19 protein-coding genes are annotated in these 17,172 nt (G+C 33.8%); 16 read left to right on the top strand and 3 right to left on the bottom strand.

Annotated features, from left to right (window positions below; all coding sequences use genetic code 11):
- Window positions 1–38: 38 nt before the first annotated feature.
- The 3 genes from OD803_RS10720 to OD803_RS10710 are packed head-to-tail and all read left to right on the top strand — an operon-like array spanning window position 39 to window position 2,090.
- Window positions 39–566: a hypothetical protein gene (locus OD803_RS10720; RefSeq protein ID WP_262733399.1), complete on the top strand. Its 528-nt coding sequence runs from the start codon at window positions 39–41 to the stop codon at window positions 564–566.
- A gap of 11 nt (window positions 567–577) precedes the next feature.
- Complete coding sequence (locus tag OD803_RS10715; protein WP_262733398.1) at window positions 578–1,279, top strand: hypothetical protein; 702 nt, start codon at window positions 578–580, stop codon at window positions 1,277–1,279.
- Window positions 1,272–2,090: a sensor histidine kinase gene (locus OD803_RS10710; RefSeq protein WP_262733397.1), complete on the top strand. Its 819-nt coding sequence runs from the start codon at window positions 1,272–1,274 to the stop codon at window positions 2,088–2,090. Before OD803_RS10715 ends, OD803_RS10710 begins: the two co-directional genes overlap by 8 nt.
- On the opposite strand, the gene OD803_RS10705 is transcribed toward OD803_RS10710, so the two are convergent.
- From OD803_RS10705 to OD803_RS10695, 3 genes are all read right to left on the bottom strand, one after another.
- On the bottom strand, window positions 2,087–2,785 hold the full coding sequence (locus tag OD803_RS10705; RefSeq protein WP_262733396.1) for an RluA family pseudouridine synthase: 699 nt from the start codon (window positions 2,783–2,785) through the stop codon (window positions 2,087–2,089). The two genes, OD803_RS10710 and OD803_RS10705, sit on opposite strands and share 4 nt — an antisense overlap.
- A gap of 52 nt (window positions 2,786–2,837) precedes the next feature.
- On the bottom strand, window positions 2,838–3,656 hold the full coding sequence (gene panB / locus OD803_RS10700) for a 3-methyl-2-oxobutanoate hydroxymethyltransferase (protein ID WP_129760262.1): 819 nt from the start codon (window positions 3,654–3,656) through the stop codon (window positions 2,838–2,840).
- Between the two features lie 83 nt (window positions 3,657–3,739).
- Complete coding sequence (locus tag OD803_RS10695) at window positions 3,740–5,164, bottom strand: L-serine ammonia-lyase (protein ID WP_262733395.1); 1,425 nt, start codon at window positions 5,162–5,164, stop codon at window positions 3,740–3,742.
- 202 nt (window positions 5,165–5,366) lie between these two features.
- Between OD803_RS10695 and dnaK the strand changes: the two genes are divergently transcribed.
- From dnaK to OD803_RS10630, 13 genes are all read left to right on the top strand, one after another.
- Window positions 5,367–7,274 carry a molecular chaperone DnaK gene (dnaK, locus tag OD803_RS10690; RefSeq protein ID WP_134199172.1) on the top strand — a complete coding sequence of 636 codons (1,908 nt, stop codon included), beginning with the start codon at window positions 5,367–5,369 and terminating at the stop codon, window positions 7,272–7,274.
- Window positions 7,275–7,368: 94 nt separating this feature from the next.
- Window positions 7,369–8,364, top strand: a complete 996-nt coding sequence (locus tag OD803_RS10685; RefSeq protein WP_262733394.1) for an LLM class flavin-dependent oxidoreductase — start codon at window positions 7,369–7,371, stop codon at window positions 8,362–8,364.
- A 124-nt stretch (window positions 8,365–8,488) separates the two neighbouring features.
- Window positions 8,489–9,715, top strand: a complete 1,227-nt coding sequence (locus OD803_RS10680) for a class I SAM-dependent rRNA methyltransferase (protein ID WP_262733393.1) — start codon at window positions 8,489–8,491, stop codon at window positions 9,713–9,715.
- A 209-nt stretch (window positions 9,716–9,924) separates the two neighbouring features.
- Window positions 9,925–10,401 (top strand): Hsp20/alpha crystallin family protein, encoded by a 477-nt coding sequence (locus OD803_RS10675; protein WP_262733392.1) that lies wholly within the window; start codon window positions 9,925–9,927, stop codon window positions 10,399–10,401.
- Window positions 10,402–10,503: 102 nt separating this feature from the next.
- The gene (locus OD803_RS10670) at window positions 10,504–10,986 is read left to right on the top strand and encodes a hypothetical protein (protein WP_262733391.1); all 483 of its coding nucleotides are present in this window, start codon (window positions 10,504–10,506) and stop codon (window positions 10,984–10,986) included.
- A gap of 92 nt (window positions 10,987–11,078) precedes the next feature.
- On the top strand, window positions 11,079–12,041 hold the full coding sequence (locus OD803_RS10665) for a nitronate monooxygenase (RefSeq protein ID WP_262733390.1): 963 nt from the start codon (window positions 11,079–11,081) through the stop codon (window positions 12,039–12,041).
- A 5-nt stretch (window positions 12,042–12,046) separates the two neighbouring features.
- The gene (locus OD803_RS10660) at window positions 12,047–12,676 is read left to right on the top strand and encodes a YiiX/YebB-like N1pC/P60 family cysteine hydrolase (protein ID WP_262733389.1); all 630 of its coding nucleotides are present in this window, start codon (window positions 12,047–12,049) and stop codon (window positions 12,674–12,676) included.
- A 26-nt stretch (window positions 12,677–12,702) separates the two neighbouring features.
- Window positions 12,703–13,158, top strand: a complete 456-nt coding sequence (locus OD803_RS10655; RefSeq protein ID WP_262733388.1) for a GNAT family N-acetyltransferase — start codon at window positions 12,703–12,705, stop codon at window positions 13,156–13,158.
- Between the two features lie 73 nt (window positions 13,159–13,231).
- Entirely contained in the window at window positions 13,232–13,390 is a 159-nt protein-coding gene (locus tag OD803_RS10650; RefSeq protein WP_262733450.1) for a hypothetical protein, read from the top strand.
- 46 nt (window positions 13,391–13,436) lie between these two features.
- A complete protein-coding gene (locus OD803_RS10645) occupies window positions 13,437–14,324 on the top strand; it encodes a pirin family protein (protein ID WP_262733387.1) in 888 nt (295 codons plus the stop codon).
- Window positions 14,325–14,388: 64 nt separating this feature from the next.
- Entirely contained in the window at window positions 14,389–14,781 is a 393-nt protein-coding gene (locus OD803_RS10640) for an OsmC family protein (RefSeq protein ID WP_131506974.1), read from the top strand.
- 21 nt (window positions 14,782–14,802) lie between these two features.
- The gene (locus OD803_RS10635) at window positions 14,803–15,105 is read left to right on the top strand and encodes a phosphoribosylpyrophosphate synthetase (protein WP_262733386.1); all 303 of its coding nucleotides are present in this window, start codon (window positions 14,803–14,805) and stop codon (window positions 15,103–15,105) included.
- Window positions 15,106–15,263: 158 nt separating this feature from the next.
- Complete coding sequence (locus tag OD803_RS10630) at window positions 15,264–17,036, top strand: DUF6119 family protein (protein ID WP_262733385.1); 1,773 nt, start codon at window positions 15,264–15,266, stop codon at window positions 17,034–17,036.
- The last annotated feature ends 136 nt before the right edge of the window (window positions 17,037–17,172 follow it).

Below are 17,172 nucleotides of genomic sequence, written 5' to 3'. Positions count from 1 at the left end.
ATTTCAATATTTTAGAACCAACTATTAATTCAAAACTTATGAAAAAACTAATTTTACTTTTGTTAGGATTTGCTTTAGGAGCAGTGTTGACTTACTTTTTTTGTTGTAAACAATCTGAAACAGGAATGGAGAACTTAACACCTCCTAAAGGATTGATAACACCTCAAGAAGCTAAAGCTTTGGATACGGCTTACAATCCAAGGTATCAATTAATCAGTGACTCTATTGTGACGCGAAGAGGAGGAGATAACCGATCATCTTGGTATTCACTTGATGATATGAGAGCTTATTTGGATTATGCTGAAAACGAAGCCGATTCGTTAGGGTTTACAATGAATGGTATTAGGGTTTATCTTGGAGCTTATCCAGATGCTAACGGTATTCCAGGTTATACAACGATGTTTTTTGTGCCAACAGGCTACCTAAAAAGTACAACCAACACTTCTGATGGTAGTATGAATGCTTTTAGCCACTTTATGCAAGGAGGAAAAGGAGACATTACTGGAGGTAGTGGATTTAATGAAGGCGGTAATGGGCAACCACCAGGAGCTAACTACCCACAATAAATTAGTGCCAATTGGTCAAGTTTATAAATGATTATGGAAGCTACCTCTACTTAGCGGTAGAAATAATAGCAGCTGTAACGGGTTTAATCTTATATAAAAGATACCGTCATACAGCTGCTAAATACTTTATTTACTTTTTAATTTATGTGGTAGCGTTTGGTGTTATAGGACGCTATACCTTTTGGGTTAGAGATGGAATTTTTAGTTTTTTACAAGGTACTTTATTAGAAAAAAACTATTGGTGGTATACAATATGTTGGAGTTTAGGGGCAATTGTGTTTTTTGTGTGGTATTATCTTAATATTCTCACTAATCAAAGGGCTAAAAGTACTTTGAAAATAGCGCTTGCTTTATTTTTAATAGTTTCACTTTGTATTATCATTTTGACTCTACCTGATTTTTTCAAAACTTCTATTCCTTCAATTAGTGTTTTAGGAGCAATAATAATTATGCTGTGTGTGTTTTATTATTTTTTTGAAATGCTACAAAGTGATAAAATTTTAAAATTTTATAAATCACTGAATTTTTATATCAGTTGCACTATTCTTGTTTTTTGGTTAGTAAAAACACCTTTGGCTTTTTTTGAGCCTTATTTTAGACTAGCAGATATGGATTATGTTAATTTAAGAGGGTATATTAACTTATTTGCAATTTCATTAATGTATTTGACTTTTACTGTAGGTCTTATAGTTTCAAACCCTGATTATGACTAATTTTTTAATGCTTTTTTTACAAGAACAACAACCAATATCAACTTCTGCTGAAAGGAATTTGTTGATTTATATGGTGTTTGTACTTTTTATTTTATGCGGATTTATCGTTGTCTTTTTTATAGTGTTTCAAAAACGAAAAAATAAACTCTTACTAGACAAAATAGCGCAACAACAGGCGTTTGATGAAGAAATTGCAACAGCTCAAACCGAAATACAAGAGCAAACCTTAAAGCATGTAGGTTGGGAGTTGCATGATAATGTCGGTCAATTGTTGTCTTATGCTAATATGCAACTGAATATGCTAGGAGCATTAGTTCCTGAAAACATAAAGGGGAAAGTTGATGAGACCTCAAACATCGTTAAAGATAGCCTCAAGGAAGTTAGAGCACTTTCAAAGTCTTTAAACAATGAAGTATTACTAAATATGGGTTTTGAAGACTCTGTAAGTAATGAACTTAACCGATTAAAGCGGATGAAATTTTCATCAACTGAATTGGAAGTTAAAGGCGAAAGAAAAGAGTTTAGCGATAAAAAACATGAAATAATTGTTTTCAGAATTCTACAAGAGTTTTTCTCAAACACAGTTAAATATTCCGAAGCTCAAAACTTAAAAGTAACGCTCAACTATCAATCTGAAGAACTAATTATAACAGCAACTGATGACGGTAAAGGTTTTGACATGAAATCTGCTGAAAAAGGCTCTGGACTGATAAATATGAAAAGTAGAGCAGAATTAATTAATGCTAAGTTTGATATATATTCAAAACCTAATGAAGGGGTTACTTTAACCTTAACTTACCCTTTAGTTTAGAGGCAAGCGTCCCAAATAGTATCTTTGGGTAAAGGCGCAATAACCGAAATGGCTTCTTTTTTTACAGGATGAGTAAATTCTAGTTGTCTAGCATGCAAACTAATACTCGCATCAGGATTACTTCTTTTAAAACCATATTTTAAGTCGCCTTTTATAGGACAACCAATACTTGCCAATTGACAACGTATTTGGTGATGTCTACCTGTTTCTAGTTCAATTTCCAACAAGAAATAATTGTCAAGTTGCTTCAAGATTTTATAATGTAAGATAGCTTTTTTACTGTCTGAAGTTTCTTTTATAAAAGCAGTAGACTTATTGTTTTTAGGATTTTTACGCAGCCAATGAATTAACGTATCTTGTTGTTTAGGTGGTTGGTTTTTAACTAAAGCCCAATAAGTTTTATTAGTTTTTTTCTCAGCAAATAACTTGTTAAGTCTTGGGAGTGCTTTACTGGTTTTTGAAAACAATACAATTCCTGTTGTGGGTCTGTCTAAACGATGTACAACACCTAAATACACATTTCCAGGTTTGTTGTATTTATCTTTAATATAGCTTTTTACAACATCGCTTAAAGGCTTGTCTCCAGTTTTGTCGCCTTGTACAATATCACCAGCACGTTTATTAACCACAATAATGTGATTGTCTTCATAAAGTACCTGAAGATTGTTTTTATTGGAAAGAAGTTTCTCAGCCACTAATACACGAATATTTTTGCTTACTGCTTACTGCTTACTGCTTACTGAAGACTTAATACTGCTCAGAGTCATTAGGAAAATTAACCGATTTTACATCATCTACATATTGCGAAATAGATGTTGTCATCTCTTCGTATAAATTCATATAGCGACGTAAAAAACGTGGATGGAACTCATGAGTCATTCCTAACATATCATGAACCACTAGTACTTGACCATCAACACCATTTCCAGCTCCAATACCAATTACAGGAATACTAACGCTCTCAGCAACTTCTTTTGCCAATTTTGCAGGTATTTTTTCTAACACAATGGCGAAACAACCTGCTTTTTCAAGCATTAAGGCATCTTCTTTTAATTTTTTTGCTTCTTCTTCTTCTTTAGCTCTTACTGTGTAAGTTCCAAATTTGTATATAGATTGAGGTGTTAAACCTAAATGTCCCATAACAGGAATTCCAGCATTCAGTATACGCTTTATAGATTCTTTAATTTCTTTACCACCTTCTAATTTTACGGCATGACCTCCTGATTCTTTCATTATTCTAATAGCAGATCGCAACGCTTCTTTAGGATCACTTTGATAACTCCCAAAAGGTAAGTCTACAACCACTAAAGCTCTGCTTATAGCTCTAATTACCGAAGAAGCGTGGTATATCATTTGATCTAAAGTAATTGGCAGTGTAGTTTCATGTCCTGCCATAACATTACTAGCAGAATCACCAACCAAAATAACATCAACTCCTGCACCATCAACAATTTTTGCCATGGTATAATCATAAGCAGTAAGCATGGAGATTTTTTCTCCGTTTTGTTTCATCTCTATTAAAGACTTTACGGTAATTCTTTTGTATTCTTTTTTAGCTACTGACATAAGATTATAGTTTGTTTATTTCTGTAAAAATAATGAGTTTTAATGAATTTTTATCAATGGAGCAGTCTACAAATAAGGAAAGATTAACAATCCACTAAATTTACACCAACTGCTAAACCGCCTTCACTAGTTTCTTTGTATTTGGAATTCATGTCTTTAGCGGTTTCCCACATCGTGTTTACTACTTTGTCAAGCGGAACTTTTACATTATTAGGATCAGTATCTAAAGCTAATTCTGCGGCATTAATCGCTTTTATGGCTCCCATAGAGTTGCGTTCTATGCATGGGACTTGTACCAAACCACCAATTGGGTCGCAGGTTAGTCCTAAATGGTGTTCCATAGCAATTTCGGCAGCAACTAAAACTTGTTCAGGAGTTCCTCCAAGCAATTCACACAAAGCTCCAGCAGCCATTGCTGATGAGACTCCAATTTCGGCTTGACAGCCTCCCATTGCAGCACTTATAGTGGCTCCTTTTTTAAAGATACTTCCAATTTCTCCTGCAACTAGTAAAAATCGTTTGATGTGCTCAAAATCAGCTTCATGGTTTTCAATTACCATATAATACATCAATACAGCAGGTATTACACCAGCACTACCATTGGTTGGTGCAGTAACCACGCGACCTAATGAGGCATTTACTTCATTTACAGCAAGTGCAAAGCAGCTTACCCATTTTAATATTTGTCGAAACTTTACTTCGGTTTTTCTAATAACTTGTAGCCATTCTTCAGGAGATTGATAAGGTAAATCACCTTTAAGCTTTTGGTGCATATCATAAGCGCGACGTCGCACATTTAATCCTCCAGGAAGATTTCCTTCTGTATGACAACCTACATACATGCATTCTAGCATAGTGTTCCATATTCTGCTTAACTCTGAATCGATATGGTTTTCATCATTAATAGACTTTTCATTTTCCAATACCACTCCAGAAATAGGTAGATTTAAGTCTTTACAAAACTTAAGTAAATCAACTCCTGTTTCAGTAGGATAAGGAAATGTGCAATAAAATATGATTTTATTGGCTTTGGCTGTTTTTCGTTCTTCCTGTACAACAAATCCGCCTCCAATAGAGTAGTAGGTAGATTTATAATTTCTACCATTTATAGTAGCCGTAAACGTTAAAGCATTGGCATGAAAGGGTAAAAACTTTCTGTTGAAAGTAATCTCAGTTTTTGGGTTGAATTCTAAAGGCTTTTCATTGTTGAATAAAAGGGTGTTGGTGTTTTTTATTGATGCAATAATGACATCAATAGTGTCAACAGGAATACGTTCAGGATCAGCACCACTTAAACCTAGCATAACCGCATAGTCAGTAGCATGTCCTTTTCCTGTTAAGGATAAAGAACCATACAGATCAACAGCAATTTTTTCAACTTTATCAAACCTGTTTTTATCTTTTAATTCTTTAATCCAGCGTTCAGCTGCGCGCCAAGGACCTAAAGTATGAGAGCTTGAAGGGCCAACGCCTATTTTTAGCATATCAAAAACCGAAATACACTCCATTCACGAAATCGTTTTAGTGCGCCAAATATACTCACATTTGAAGCATTCTCAATATAATAATGTGTAAAATTAAAGTTATAAAAAGTGACATCGTGTCATATTTTTTGTCATGGCACAATCATTGACTTATACAAACCGAATTAAAATTAGAACACAACATTTCTGCGAAAGCGGAAATCTTAAAAACAAATAAAAACAAATTATGAGTAAAATTATTGGAATCGATTTAGGTACAACAAACTCTTGTGTTTCTGTAATGGAAGGTAATGAGCCAGTTGTAATTCCTAACGCAGAAGGTAAGCGTACAACACCATCTGTAATCGCTTTCGTAGAAGGTGGTGAAATTAAAGTTGGTGACCCAGCAAAACGTCAAGCAGTAACAAACCCAACAAAAACGGTTTATTCTATCAAGCGTTTTATGGGTAACAAATATTCTGAATCAAAAAATGAAGCAGAACGCGTACCTTATAAAGTAGTAAAAGGTGATAACGATACACCAAGAGTTGATATTGATGGTCGTTTATATACACCTCAAGAATTATCAGCAATGATTCTTCAAAAAATGAAGAAAACTGCTGAAGATTATTTAGGTCAAGATGTAAGTGAAGCTGTAATTACAGTGCCTGCTTACTTTAATGACTCACAACGTCAAGCAACAAAAGAAGCTGGTGAAATCGCAGGATTAAAAGTTCGTAGAATTATAAACGAACCAACTGCTGCAGCTTTAGCTTACGGATTAGATAAAAAAGGACAAGACCAAAAAATCGTAGTATTTGACTTTGGTGGTGGTACACATGATGTATCTATCCTAGAATTAGGAGATGGTGTTTTTGAAGTATTATCAACAGATGGAGATACGCATTTAGGTGGTGATGATGTTGATGAAAAAATCATTAACTGGTTAGCAGATGAATTTAATGCTGAAGAAGGAATGGACTTACGTAAAGACCCAATGGCTTTACAACGTCTTAAAGAAGCTGCTGAAAAAGCAAAGATTGAATTATCATCTTCTGCACAAACAGAAATCAACTTACCTTACGTAACAGCTACAGCTAGCGGACCAAAGCACTTGGTGCGTACATTAACACGTTCTAAATTTGAGCAATTAATTGACGATTTAGTAAAACGTACTATTGAGCCATGTGAGTCTGCATTAAAAGCAGCAGGTTTAAGTAAAAGTGATATTGACGAAGTTATTTTAGTTGGTGGTTCTACACGTATTCCTGCAGTACAAGAAGCTGTGGAAAAATTCTTTGGTAAAAAACCAAGTAAAGGTGTAAACCCAGACGAAGTTGTATCATTAGGAGCTGGAATCCAAGGTGGTGTATTAACAGGAGATGTAAAAGACGTACTTTTATTAGACGTAACACCATTATCTCTTGGTATTGAAACTATGGGTAACGTAATGACCAAGTTAATTGAAGCGAATACAACTATTCCAACAAAGAAAAGTCAAGTATTCTCAACAGCTGCAGACAATCAGCCATCAGTAGAAATTCACGTATTACAAGGTGAGCGACCTATGGCAGCAGACAACAAAACAATTGGTCGTTTCCATTTAGATGGTATTCCACCAGCAAAACGTGGTACTCCACAAATTGAAGTAACGTTTGATATTGATGCTAATGGTATCATTAAAGTATCTGCGACTGATAAAGCAACTGGTAAATCTCAAGACATCAGAATTGAAGCATCTTCAGGATTAACAGAGGATGAAATCCAAAAGATGAAGCAAGAAGCAGAAGCAAATGCTGAAGCTGATGCAAAAGCAAAAGAAACTGCTGATAAATTAAACAGTGCTGACGCTATGATTTTCCAAACTGAAAGTCAGCTAAAAGAATTTGGTGACAAATTATCTGATGATAAAAAGAAACCAATTGAAGAAGCACTTGAAGAATTGAAGAAAGCTTACGAAACAAAAGATATCGCAGTAATTGATCCAGCTTTAGAAAAAATAAACGAAGCTTGGAAAGTAGCTAGCGAAGAAATGTACAAAGCACAAGCTGAAGCACAACAAGGTGCAGCAGGAGCAGAGCAACCTCAAGGTGGTGCAGGTGCATCTAACGAAGGTAGCGATGTAGAAGATGTAGATTTCGAAGAAGTGAAGTAACAACTTCCTGCGAAGGCAGGAATCTCAAAAATTTTTACATAACATTTGAAAAAGCGCAATCAGTCATGGTTGCGCTTTTTTATCCCAAAAAAATATGAAAACACAAATTCCTTATTCTATATTAGAATTGGCCACTGTAGCAGAAAATACTACCATTCAAGATACTTTTGCTAGCAGTTTAGATTTGGCACAACAAGCTGAAAAAATGGGGTATCATCGTTTTTGGCTTGCCGAACATCATAATATGAAAAGTATTGCAAGTTCAGCAACTTCAGTGTTAATTGGTCACATTGCAGGAGGTACAGAAAAAATACGTGTAGGTTCTGGTGGTATTATGTTGCCTAATCATTCGCCACTAATTGTTGCAGAACAGTTTGGTACTTTAGGTAACTTATATCCTAATCGAATTGATTTGGGTTTAGGACGTGCTCCAGGAACCGATCAGGAAACAGCTCAAGCTATCAGGTCTGATAGAATGACAGCTGTATATCAATTTCCTGATGAAGTGAGTCGAATTCAGAATTTTTTCACAAGTTCTTACAGAGGTAAAGTTCGTTCATATGTTTCGGAAGGTGTACATGTGCCGTTATATATATTGGGTTCTAGTACAGATAGTGCTTATGTTGCTGCAAAAAAAGGACTGCCTTATGTGTTTGCTAGTCACTTTGCACCAGCACAGTTAAAAGAAGCTCTAAACATTTATCGTCAAAACTTTAAGCCTTCTGCATATTTAAAAACACCCTATGCTATGGCAGGAATTGGTGTAATTGCAGCCGAAACTAATGAGATGGCAGATACGTTATCGTCATCAATGTATCAAATGATTTTGGGTGTACTTACAGGAAATATCGATTATGTAAAAGCTCCAAGTGTTATAACGCCAGAAATGCGAGATGTTATTAACCATCCTAAAGTACAGCAAATGACACATTATAGCTTTATAGGAGATAAGGCTACAGTAAAATCTAAAACAAAGCAATTTTTAGAAGATACCAAAGTAGATGAGTTAATTGCTGTTTCGCATATTTACGACCATCAAGATAGGGTTGCGTCATATCGTATTTTTTCTGAAATCATGCAGGAGTTATAAGGATTTCATTTTCTGGGTTTATCTAGGAAATTTTACGAAACTCAACACATATTATGTAAAAAACAATCATTTGCTTGATTGTTTTTTTTATTTTCAAACACTTACTTTTATATAAAAATTATACATGCCATTTTCACCAAAAATTCAATCAACGTATCAACCTAAACGATTAGCTGTAAAACTCACAGCAAAAGGCGAGCAGTTTGTTTTAAACGCGCATCCTTGGGTGTTTTCTAACAGTATTGTTAAGATAAATGACGATGCAAAATCAGGTGATTTGGCAATTGTTTTCAATAAGAATAAAAATAAAGTTATAGGTTTAGGCTTGTACGATGCGTCATCACCAATTCGTATTAAAATGCTACATAGTGGCATGGAAAAAGCTGAAATTAATGCAGCGTTTTTTAAGCAAAAGATTGATACAGCTTTTGAAAAACGATTGGATTTATTACAAACCACAACTAATAGCTACCGTTTATTATTTGGAGAAAATGATGGTTTCCCAGGTTTGATTGCTGATGTTTATGCATCTGTTTTGGTCGTAAAACTATATTCTGAAATTTGGTTACCATATTTAGCAACCCTATTACCAATACTTCAAGAAACAGCACAAGCCAAAACGGTTGTCATAAGATTAAGTCGTGGATTACAAAATTCAAAAGCACACCAACTAAAAGATGGTGATGTAGTTTTTGGAACGTTAGAAAATGAAGTCATTAAGTTTGTTGAACATGGCGTAAATTTTTCGGCAAACGTTATTAAAGGTCATAAAACGGGTTATTTTTTAGATCATCGCGAAAACCGAAAACGCGTAGGAGAGTTAAGTCAAAGGAAAACAGTGTTAGACGTATTTTCGTATGCTGGCGGATTTTCGGTGCATGCTTTGGCTAATGGTGCTACAGAAGTGACAAGTTTAGATATTAGTGAGCAAGCCCTAGAAATTGCTATTGAAAACGGAAAGCTAAACACCTATTCAGGGATTCATAAAACCATTGCAGGCGATGCTTTTGACGAAATGCAAAAACTGATTAATGTAGGAAAAACCTTTGATGTAGTAGTGATAGATCCTCCAAGTTTTGCAAAACAAGCATCAGAAATAGCATTAGCCAAGAAAAAGTATGCGCAATTGGCTGCTTTAGGAGAACAGTTAACAGCTAAAAAGGGTATGTTAGTATTGGCTTCGTGTTCGTCAAGAGTGCAATATCAAGCCTTTTTTGATATTAATTCGCAAGCTTTAAAACAAACTGGCAGACCATTTCAATTACAGTTAAAAACACAACACGATAGCGACCATCCAATTGGATTTCCAGAAGGTGCTTACTTAAAATGTGGTTACTATAAGCTTGGGTAGTTCATTATAGACTAACTAATTATTAGCATGTTTAAAATGTCAAATTGACAATGTTTTTGTGTGTAAAGTTTTTTAAATCAGTTGGTTTAGCAAATGAAATGTTAAAATAAATGACAAATATTCATTTTGGTATTTTTTTTGAAATATAGCATCATGAAATCAGATTAGATTTCAAATTTGAAATAATGTTTAACTTAAATTTTTTAATTATGAGCAATTTAGTAACTGTTCCAAAAAATGGAAGTTTAGCAACTACAAATTCAAATTTAAACTTCCCAACATGGTCTAATTGGTTAGATGATTTGTTTAATAGAGAATTACCTTCGGTTTTCACTTCCAACTTTAATACAGGAATTACCTTACCAAAGGTAAATATTAAAGAAACAGCAGACGCTTATTATGTTGAAATGGCTGTTCCAGGACTTAAAAAATCAGATTTCCAAATAGATTTAGACAATCAAGTTTTATCAATATCTACTGAAGTAAAGCAAGAAAATGAACAAAAAGAAGCGAATTACACGCGTAGAGAGTTTGGTTACTCATCATTTAAACGCACCTTCACATTACCTGAAACAGTAGATGAGGATAAAATCCAAGCAAGCTACACAGAAGGTATTTTAAATATTCTTTTACCTAAAAAAGAAGAAGCCAAACAAAAACCGGCTAGGACTATTAAAATATCTTAAGTGTTTTTTCTAGAGTTTTAATACTATATTCAAGAAGAGGTTCATAGACAATCTCTTCTTGAATTTAATACAGTTTTGTTTAACTTTTTAAGGCTTTTAGTTATGAAGAAGTATATGTTTTTACTTGTGTTATTTTCATGGTGTGTAAGTTGTAATGGACAAAATTCAGAGGAGAAAAAAGAGTTAAGCAACTTAAAAGAGCATGTTAATAATGATAAACCAAAAGGCAGCTGGAAGGTAGATAAAGAGTTTGATGAACACGGAAACTTAATTAAGTATGATAGCATTTATTCATGGTCTTCTAGTAGCCATTTAAATAATTTGTCTTCTTTAGACAGAGATAGTATAATAGAATCTTTTAAATCAAAATTTCATTCTAGCTTTTCAAAATTTAATGATGATAATTTTGCCGGCATTTTTTCTCAAGATTCACTTTTTAACCAACGTTTTTTCAACGATACTTTTTTTGATAGTAACTTTGGAAAGGATTTAATGGAGTTAGATAAGTTAAGGGAACAGATGATAGCTAGACAAAAAGAATTTCTTAAAAATTACTATCCACAGATTATCAGTCCAGAAAAATAAGAACTTAACCAATAGGGTGTTTTTTTCTTTGGCTTGCTTTTAGAATTCACTTAAAATATTATGCATGCATAATAAAAATATAGTATATTTGTTTGACAAAATATACAACAATGAGCACAAAGTTAACCGAGTTATTAGATATAAAACACCCTATTATTATGGCGCCAATGTTTTTGGTGTCTAATGTAGCAATGGTTAAAGAAGCTATGAAATGTGGTATTGCAGGTTGCATTCCAGCATTAAACTACAGAACTTTAGAAGAGTTACGTGCAGCAATTAAAGAATTAAAAGCAGCAAAAGTAGAAGGAGGTTCGTTTGGTTTTAATTTGATAGTGAATAAATCCAATCCTAAAGCTAAAGACCAACTGCGTGTATTGTGCGAAGAAGGTTGCGATTTTATTTTAACCTCATTAGGAAGTCCTGAAGAAACCATCAATCAAGCACATGCTGTAGGAATTAAAGTTTTTTGTGATATAACTGATTTAAAATTCGGTCAAAAAGTGGAAAGTTTAGGCGCTGATGCTGTTGTGGCTGTAAATAATCAAGCTGGTGGACATCGTGGTAATATAGATCCGCAAACACTTATAAAAACGTTAAACGATAATTTATCTATTCCTGTTATTTCAGCAGGTGGAGTAGGAACTAAAGCCGATGTTGATACTATGTTAGCTTATGGAGCAGCTGGTGTTTCAGTTGGTAGTCCGTTTATTGCTTCAGAAGAAGCAGGAGTTACTAATGAGTACAAACAAGCTTGTGTAGATTATGGTGCTGATGATATTGTTATGACCGAACGTATTTCAGGAACACCTTGTACAGTAATCAATACACCTTATGTAAAAAAAATAGGCACCAAATCACCTTGGTTAGAACGTATGCTTAACAAAAACCGAAAGCTTAAAAAATGGGTGAAAATGGTCCGTTTTTATATTGGCATGAAAGCCACTGAAAAAGCAGCACAACAAGCCACTTATAAAACGGTTTGGGTTGCAGGACCAAGTATAGAACATACCAACGCTATTTTACCTGTTAAAGACATTGTAAGTAAATTAATTTAGAAGTATTGAAACGGTTAAGCTTTCTAGTTCTCATTTTAAGTGTTGTTTTTGCGTGTAGTGATTCAAACAAAATACAATCAGGAGATATTGTTTTTAGAAGCGCAACAAGCAGTTCGCTCTCTGAAGCAATTAATAATGTAACACAAACTCAAAAAGCAACAAACTATAGCCACATTGGTGTTTGTGATGTGGTAGAGGGTACAGTTTACATCTATCATTCCGATTTAGGTAAAGGTGTCGTTCACGAACCTCTTGAAGCCTTTATGAAAGCAACTGATACTGTAAAATATGTTGCTGATTTTTACAGAATTAAAAACATAACTTCAAATCAGGTTGAAAACGCGCTCAATCGTGCCAAAACATTTTTGGGTCAACCTTATAACACCACATATATTTTAGAAGACGACGGACTCTATTGTTCAGAATATATCTACGAAGTGTTTAAAGAAGATGCTATTTTTGAGCTAGAGCCTATGACTTTTAAAAACCCTGAAAACAAAGTATTTCACGAAGGTTGGATTAAGCATTATGAAGAATTAGGTATTGAAATTCCTGAAGGAAAACTAGGTTGTAATCCTAATGGGATGGCAAACAGTAAACATTTAGAGTTTGTAAAAAGTTTAACAACCAATTAATAATAAAAGTTTTGTAGCTTTAAAGTATGGAAATCACTCTAAAGCATACAGACGCTTCACATTCAGACTTTATAACATTAGTCAGTCATTTAGATGCCGATTTAAAAATTCGTGATGGCGACGACCACGAGTTTTACAATCAGTTTAATGGTATTGAAGCCTTAAAACATTGCATTGTAGCTTATCATGGTAATCATGCAGTAGGTTGTGGCGCCATAAAACCTTTAGATGATACCTCAATGGAAGTAAAACGAATGTTTGTATTTCCTGAACAACGCGGTAAAGGGATTGCTACTACAATTTTAAAAGCTCTAGAACAATGGACCAAAACATTGGGTTATACCTCTTGCAAGCTAGAAACAGGAATTAAACAACCAGAGGCCATTGCACTCTACAAACACAACGGTTATAACATCATTTCTAATTACGGTCAATACGCAGGAGTAGAAAATAGCGTGTGTTTTGAGAAGAAGATTCTTTGATGAGAAAATTTTATTATACGTATTAGGTATAAAAAAACTATATTAGGCTAATCATCCAAAAAAGTAAAATATCATGACCGATTCCAAAAAAATAAGCTTAAAAGATGCTATATCAATTGGAATAGGCGGAATGGTTGGCGGAGGCATATTTGCTGTGCTAGGATTAGCTGTGTCATTAGCAAAAGAAGACATTCCTGCACCTTTTGAAGTTAGAAACCACACACAAATGTAAACCCAAAATTTAAGGGTTATGATAAACTTTAAACACAACAAAAATTATGTCTAATACCAAATTAATAATTGAAGAACGCGCAGCTAACATAGGCAATTTTATTGTTGGTAGATTGTTACCCTTTCGTCAAAAACGAATGGTAGGACCATTCATTTTTATTGACCACATGGGTCCAGCTTGTATGAGCGACCAAGATAATATGGATATTGCGATGCATCCGCATATTGGCTTGTCTACCTTAACCTTTTTGTTTGAAGGTGCTGTAATGCATCGCGATAGTTTAGGAACAGCTATGGAAATTACTCCTGGAGCTGTAAACTGGATGACCGCAGGAAAAGGCGTTGTACATACCGAGCGTACACCAGACCGTTTACGAGATTCTAAAAAAATGCTTCATGGGTTACAAATTTGGGTGGCTTTACCAAAAGCCGATGAGCAATGCGAACCATCGTTTACACACGTTTCTGCAAACGACATTCCTAGTTGGACAGACAACAACGTGCAATTTAAACTCATAGCAGGTAAAGCCTTTGGCAAGCAGTCGCCTGTGCCAGTGTATAGTCCGTTGTATTTTATCGAAATTAAAACAACCGAAACCAAAACCATTTCCATTGGCGAACATTTATTTGGCGAAAGCGCGCTTTATATTCTAGAAGGTAGCATTACTAGCGATGGTCATACCTATGGACCTAAACAACTTTTGGTAGCTAAAGATGCGACACTTTGTGCTTTTGAAATTGAAGCCAATTCAACCGTGTATATTTTTGGTGGTGACGCTTTTCCAGAAGAACGTTTTATTGAGTGGAATTTTGTAGCTTCAGACAAAGCGCTTATTGAAAAAGCCAAACAAGATTGGAAGGACAACAAATTTCCGAGTGTACCAACCGAAACCGTACGTATTCCATTACCAGAACCAAAACGTTTTGGAGGATGATATTTTCATTCAAATCGAAGATGAAATTTAAGTTGAATTACATTAATAATACCAATAAACAATAATGAAAACCGTATCAGCTGCCATTGGCACACAACTTTATAAAACCGAAATTCAAGCTAAAAATCATATTATAACTGCTGATGAGCCAGAATCGGTTGGCGGACAAAATTTAGGCTTAACACCAACCGAACTGTTAGAGTCGTCATTGGCTGCATGTTCTGCTATGACTATCAGGATGTATGCCAATAGAAAGGAATGGGATTTACAACAAGTAATTGTTAATGTTGGTTTTAAACGCAATATAACCACTCAAACAGTAACCTTTAAAAAGGAGATCGAGCTCATTGGTAACCTTGATGATGAACAACGCCAAAAACTCTTACAGATGGGTTCAAAATGTCCTATTGAAAAAATGATTACAGGAGAAATTGTTGTTGAGTCTGCGTTAAAATAACACAAGTTAAAACATAAAATTATGAGAGATTTTGAAACCTTAAGTCAAGCTATGAACGCGCTACGCGAAGAAGGTTATGTTGAAGACTTTAACCTTAAGCAAAACTGTATTGAATGTAGAAATGGTGAGTTTACAGTATTTCATAATGAGTTTGAAATAGACGAGTACTTCCGTTTTGAAGGCATGAGCGATCCAGGAGATAATAGTATACTGTATGCCATTTCATCAGAAAAGTATGGTTTAAAAGGACAATTGGTAAACGGTTATGGTATTTATACCGAAACCATTACCAACGAAATGCTACAAAAGCTTAAGATGGATTAAAGTTTTTATTAATCATTTGTTGATAAGTGTTTACAAGTTAAAAGCCTAAGGTGTTGATTTTAAAATGTTAAAAAACTAACTTCGCTTAACGGTAGATATAGATAATTAAAACTATCCATGCCTTTTTGTAGTTACCACAATTATGAAAATCACCTCGAATGAACCAAAATTTTTTTGATAGTAAGGAATTCTCGGAAATTAAGATTTTTAAAATCAACAGGGATTTCTATGAATTAAAAAATATTGGAGGAGCGGAAAAAACGATCAATTTTATTGTAGATAAACATCGTGAATTAGTTGATGACTCAAAAGCAATCGGAGTAAGAATCCCCAAAACCAATTTTGACGAGGTTGATTATTATTCTTACGTTTATAATGAAACATTAAAAGATTCTTACTGGAAAAATTATTTACCTTCAACAATAGCTCAAAATCATAATTTTGATGTTTTAAAAATATCATTTGTTCTATTTGCTTCAATTAAAGGAGACATTTTCGCTATAGTTGGAGGTGGTGGAATAAGAGTTATTAAAAGGTTTATGAATAACCGTTTTGGATTAGAATTCTATGAATATTTGACAATTCCGAAAGACGACATTGTAGTATCATTAACCGCACGTGGAATTTCGGGTAGAGTAGCCCAACAAAGTGGAGTTTATAGAAATGGTAGAACATTATTGGACTCATTAAAATTTACAGAAATACCAACGAAAATAAATCTGGTTTTAAGAGAAGATTTAAAGAACACAGTTTTTGACTTTGTTGGTTTTAGTAATGAAACTATTTACACAGAAGTTGGTTCCTATTTTTTAATCAAACACGCAATAAAGTTCAAGTCTTTACATCAGATATTTAAAAAGATAAATGAAATTCATCGAAAACATAAACCTACTTCAATATCAACATTTACAAAGGTTCAAGATCCAACATTAGTCGAAGATGAGTTTCAAAAAATTCTATTAAGTGAAGTAAGAAATGATATGCTAAATATGCTAGGACCAAATAGGACAGCAAATCCATATAAATTTGATATAGATTTCATTCATCCTTCTAAAATTCAAGACTTTTATGAATGTAACAGATATGAATTAAAAACGAAAGGACAAAAAACACCTTTTTTTGAAACAACTGATAGAAACTTACTTTACAAAGAAGGTCTTAAATACCTTTTTGATAATACTAATGATCAATTTGAATTTAGCAAAATGATCCTTGGTATGAGAGTTTTCGGTTATCGTGACAAAACGCGAAAAACACACGCAATGTTTTTACAGCATATAACTTGCGAGATAAAATATAATGGCAAACCTGTCTTTCAAATAGACAGCACTTGGTATAAAGTTAAAAATGACTTTATCAATAGTATTAACGATAGATGTATTAACTTAATTGATAAAAATATTTTAAGGAGTAATTTTTTAAACATCGCTTGGGATTCAACGATTAATGATGAAGGCGCATATAATCTAAAATATAATAATTTAAAAGACTATTATGTCTTTGACAAAATGCTTCCGGATAACATTGAATTCTGTGATATAATGTACGAAGATTCAAACACTATCTATTTAGTACACGTAAAAGATGGTTTTGATGCAAAAATCAGAGATGTCGCAAACCAAATAACAATTTCAGCTAATCGTTTTTGGAACGACTTCAATTCAGGGAGTTCATCATATCTTTCTTCAATTGTAGATAGTTATAACAAAAAGAATACAAATAAAATTGACAAAAAATCGTTTTTGAATAAATTCAACGTAAACAAAGAAGTTGTTTATGTAATGGCATACAAATCCTTGAAAGGAAAACAAAGCACAAAAGATAAAATTGAGAAAAGTAAGTCAAATATTGCAAAATACTCATTAATTCAATGTGTCCAAGATATGTCATCGCTTTATCCGATTAAGATATTCGACATTGCGGACGTGTAAATAACTGTGGGCAAAAAAGTATAACCATAACTTCAAGCAATATTTTAAAAAATCCATTCCTTCCTATCAATTTGGCACACAGCTTGTTTGTAACAAAATGCAATAGTTTACTACTTATAAGTAAACACGTTTAACC

It is taken from the genome of Gaetbulibacter sp. NE, from assembly GCF_025548475.1.
Taxonomy (GTDB): domain Bacteria; phylum Bacteroidota; class Bacteroidia; order Flavobacteriales; family Flavobacteriaceae; genus Gaetbulibacter_B; species Gaetbulibacter_B jejuensis.
This window is presented reverse-complemented; position numbering and strand designations above follow the sequence as displayed.

Bases quoted from the DNA above. Each gene is read 5' to 3' on its own strand.
- OD803_RS10720 (WP_262733399.1), top strand. From the start codon at position 39: ATGAAAAAACTAATTTTACTTTTGTTAGGATTTGCTTTAGGAGCAGTG.
- OD803_RS10710 (WP_262733397.1), top strand. From the start codon at position 1,272: ATGACTAATTTTTTAATGCTTTTTTTACAAGAACAACAACCAATATCA.
- panB (WP_129760262.1), bottom strand. From the start codon at position 3,656: ATGTCAGTAGCTAAAAAAGAATACAAAAGAATTACCGTAAAGTCTTTA.
- OD803_RS10695 (WP_262733395.1), bottom strand. From the start codon at position 5,164: ATGGAGTGTATTTCGGTTTTTGATATGCTAAAAATAGGCGTTGGCCCT.
- dnaK (WP_134199172.1), top strand. From the start codon at position 5,367: ATGAGTAAAATTATTGGAATCGATTTAGGTACAACAAACTCTTGTGTT.
- OD803_RS10685 (WP_262733394.1), top strand. From the start codon at position 7,369: ATGAAAACACAAATTCCTTATTCTATATTAGAATTGGCCACTGTAGCA.
- OD803_RS10680 (WP_262733393.1), top strand. From the start codon at position 8,489: ATGCCATTTTCACCAAAAATTCAATCAACGTATCAACCTAAACGATTA.
- OD803_RS10675 (WP_262733392.1), top strand. From the start codon at position 9,925: ATGAGCAATTTAGTAACTGTTCCAAAAAATGGAAGTTTAGCAACTACA.
- OD803_RS10670 (WP_262733391.1), top strand. From the start codon at position 10,504: ATGAAGAAGTATATGTTTTTACTTGTGTTATTTTCATGGTGTGTAAGT.
- OD803_RS10655 (WP_262733388.1), top strand. From the start codon at position 12,703: ATGGAAATCACTCTAAAGCATACAGACGCTTCACATTCAGACTTTATA.
- OD803_RS10650 (WP_262733450.1), top strand. From the start codon at position 13,232: ATGACCGATTCCAAAAAAATAAGCTTAAAAGATGCTATATCAATTGGA.
- OD803_RS10645 (WP_262733387.1), top strand. From the start codon at position 13,437: ATGTCTAATACCAAATTAATAATTGAAGAACGCGCAGCTAACATAGGC.
- OD803_RS10640 (WP_131506974.1), top strand. From the start codon at position 14,389: ATGAAAACCGTATCAGCTGCCATTGGCACACAACTTTATAAAACCGAA.
- OD803_RS10635 (WP_262733386.1), top strand. From the start codon at position 14,803: ATGAGAGATTTTGAAACCTTAAGTCAAGCTATGAACGCGCTACGCGAA.
- OD803_RS10630 (WP_262733385.1), top strand. From the start codon at position 15,264: ATGAACCAAAATTTTTTTGATAGTAAGGAATTCTCGGAAATTAAGATT.